Origin of the sequence: Acetobacter indonesiensis (assembly GCF_000963945.1) — a bacterium.
Taxonomy (GTDB): Bacteria; Pseudomonadota; Alphaproteobacteria; order Acetobacterales; family Acetobacteraceae; genus Acetobacter; species Acetobacter indonesiensis.
Map to the genome: position 1 here is coordinate 1 of NZ_BAMW01000060.1, position 3,137 is coordinate 3,137.

Genomic DNA, 3,137 nt, shown 5'->3' on the forward strand with positions numbered 1-3,137 from the left:
TCTGCGGGCTGATAATACTCAATGAGCCAGCCGATACATCCACGCGCGACCCGGAGACTTCCGCGCCATTCAGCGTCAGCGCACCGGGCGTTCCCAGCGTCACGCTGTTGCCCGCCTTGATCGTCGTATCAACCGCAGTGCTGCTCGATGTCGTCACATGCTGGTTCTGCAGACCAACAGACGCCGTAACACTCACACCCGCGCCAGACGTCCCAATACCGGCATCAACACCCACAAAAGCGTTGTTCGAGGACATCCGGCTGTCGCTAGACGTCGTATTCCGGCCTGCAGAAAACGTCATGCTGTTCTGCGCGGCCGCAATCACATCTTCACCCGCAATGCGGGCCGCAACGGCGCTCAGATCCCCATTCTGCGCATCAGCCGCGTTATCACCCCGCGCAATGATGCTGACCGTGCCATTCCCCTCAACCGTCGAACCCTGAACGGTTGTCTCCGTCTGCGTTACAGACCGTTTGTTCGACGCCAGACCAACACCCGCCTGCACACCAGCAAGTTCAATATTGCCCGTGGACCTGTCCGCCTTATTGGTCGACGTCATTTTCGCGATCGTGCTTGAAAGCCCGCTATCAATGCCCTTCCCGGCAAGATATGCGCTCTGCATCGCATCCAGTGCGGACAGCGTTGTCTTGCCTTTGCCCGATGTCTGCGTCGCAGCCAGTGCCGTATTGATGATCTGCCCGACAACTGAATCCGGTGAGACCCGACCCGTAATCCCGATACTCTTGTCCTTGTGCATCACGGTCTGGGTGGTGCTGTTCTGCTCGGTCGTGAACGCAACCGAAGACCCGCTGATCCCGATATCCTGCGCCGCAGCGATGGCAGACCCGTCAATCTTGACAGGACCATTGGCCTCAATTTTCACACTGCCGGTCGTGCTGCCAATCACACTCGGCGTATAGGTGCTGGTCTGAACACTCTGCTCATCCGTGCGCGACCCGTAGCCCACCGTGCCACTCGCTCCCTGCGTACTCATGTGGAAGCCCGCAACATGGTGCGAGGCTTCCGTACTGCTGGTGCTGTGCGTCGCACTCTCCGTAAAGGAGCCGCCAGACCGGAAGCTTGCATCCCCGGCAGACCCAATCGCGCCTTTCACGCTCATGTCCCCGCCAGAGACAACGGTCAGGCTGCCCCCTGCGGCAACGGTTGTGCCCTGTTCCGTACTGCTGCTCTGGCTGTCCGAGAAACTACTATGCGTCAGGAAACCACTTTTCTTCCCAGAAACCGCGTGGCTCTCGCTGTTGGTCACAGACCCAAGATCAAGCGTTTTCGCAGCATAAAGCGAGGTCGAGCCATTGGAGACAATACTCGCCCCCGCACTCTTCAGGTCCCCCCCCAGAGCCGCAAGCAGCGCATCCCCGCCAACATTCAGGGTGGTGCCGTAATTCTGCACCGCACTCCCGCTCTCGCTCAGCCCCTTCCCGCTGACAGACGCCGCCTGACGCACCGTCGTGGTGCCAAGCGTAATCCCTTCACCCGCAAGCAGGCGCAGTTCCCCGCCCGTGGTCACAGCTCCCCCATTGAAGGTGATATTGTTCCCCGCAGACAGGCTGACAGCGCTCTTGGCCGTAATCGTCCCGACAGAGGCAAGCTGGCCCTGCGTACCACCCTGAACAAGATACGTGTTCAGGGTATCACTGTTGATGATCGACCCATCCTGCGCCGTCAGGGACACCGTGCCACCAGACAGCCTGCCGGTGTTCGTAATGTCGCCCGTGGTCGTCTTCAGGCTCAGGCTGTCCTGTGCCGTAATCGTCCCGCTATTGGTAATAGACCCCGCCGTCAGGGACACGTTCCGGCCAGAAATGGTCGTGTCCGTCAGCGCTTCATGCCCCGGTGCAAGATACAGCTTGGGCACAAGAACGGTTTTACCGTCCACTTCCTCGTTCTGGTACCACACAATGTCAGAACTCAGCGCCGCCTGCTGCGCACTGCTCAGACCCTGACCGAGACTCAGACCAAGCTGGCTGCTCTCCGTGACGGCATTGTCCAGCAACGCCTGCATCTGGCTGGACGCCGTGTTATAGGTGCCACCCAGAAAGGTCTGGCCAGTAGCCGTCAGGATCTGCTGCTGCACATATTGCTGGTCAAACGCAGAATCCCCCAGAAACGTATAGTCCTGCGGCTGGTCACCCAGACGGTCCAGAAGATATTCCGACCCGTGGAACGCTGTCAGGCTGGTATAGGCCGGGTTCGTCTCAATCAGGTAATGCGCATCAGAAGTGCTGGTCGGAACATACAGCGCCTTGCCAGCAGGAACACTCGCGATTAGTTGCGCAGTGCTGGGGTCCGTCGTGCCCGTAAAGCCGGGAAGGCTCAGATGCTGGGCCGCCGTTGTGCCGCTTTCATGTCCTTCGGGTGTCAGAACACCCCCAAAGGACGGAAGAACCGTTGAGCTGCCTCCCGCCCCGGACGCAGAGGCCACACCCGTTCCCGCTCCACCAGACAGGCCATTGCCAGACACCGCAGAAGCAGCCCCTGTACCTGCACCCGTCTGCACCGAGGCATCCGCAAACTGGCCCGTCGTCGGAAGGCTCAGACTGCCGCCATTGACTGCCGCTGCTTGGCCTGATGGCGTCACACTGCCCGGTACAGTTCCTGTATACTGGGCTGCCGCAGCCAACTGCGCTGCTGTAGCGTGTTCAACAATATCCGTGTTGTCAATTTTGTCCTTAAAAACCGCAGTAAGCGTGTTCCCTGCGATAATGGAACTGGCAACAACAGAATAAGAAGATGAACCCCAAAGGTGAGAGGGCCACGGCCAGCCTCCCTGCTTGCCAATATCCCAGGCCAGTCCCTGTCTCTGTCCCTCTCCCTGTGGTTCTGGATTAGGTGCGGGAACGCCTGTTGGTGGCTGATAATATCGGCAAGAATTACCATTATAACAACTAAATTGGAAAACCACACTGGTGGCATATCCTTCATTGTCTAGAGTGTTTCCACTCAAAGACATGTCGCCACCCGCAGCAATGTGGCTTCCAGTATTTGTCAGATTGCCTAGTAGATCAATATTAAGTGTTCGCCCTGCGTCAAGCAAGGCTGGCGCACCATTCACAGTCACTTTTGCGCCTGAGCCCGTCACCACGACCTTAGAAGACGCACCGCCGCCATAGAGTGCC

At 58.7% G+C, this 3,137-nt stretch carries 1 protein-coding gene; it reads right to left on the reverse strand.

Annotation, left to right across the window (positions count from 1 at the left end):
- Nucleotides 1-3,137, reverse strand: a 3,137-nt coding sequence (locus Abin_RS13535; RefSeq protein ID WP_048847842.1) for a hemagglutinin repeat-containing protein, incomplete at both ends; no start/stop codon positions are given.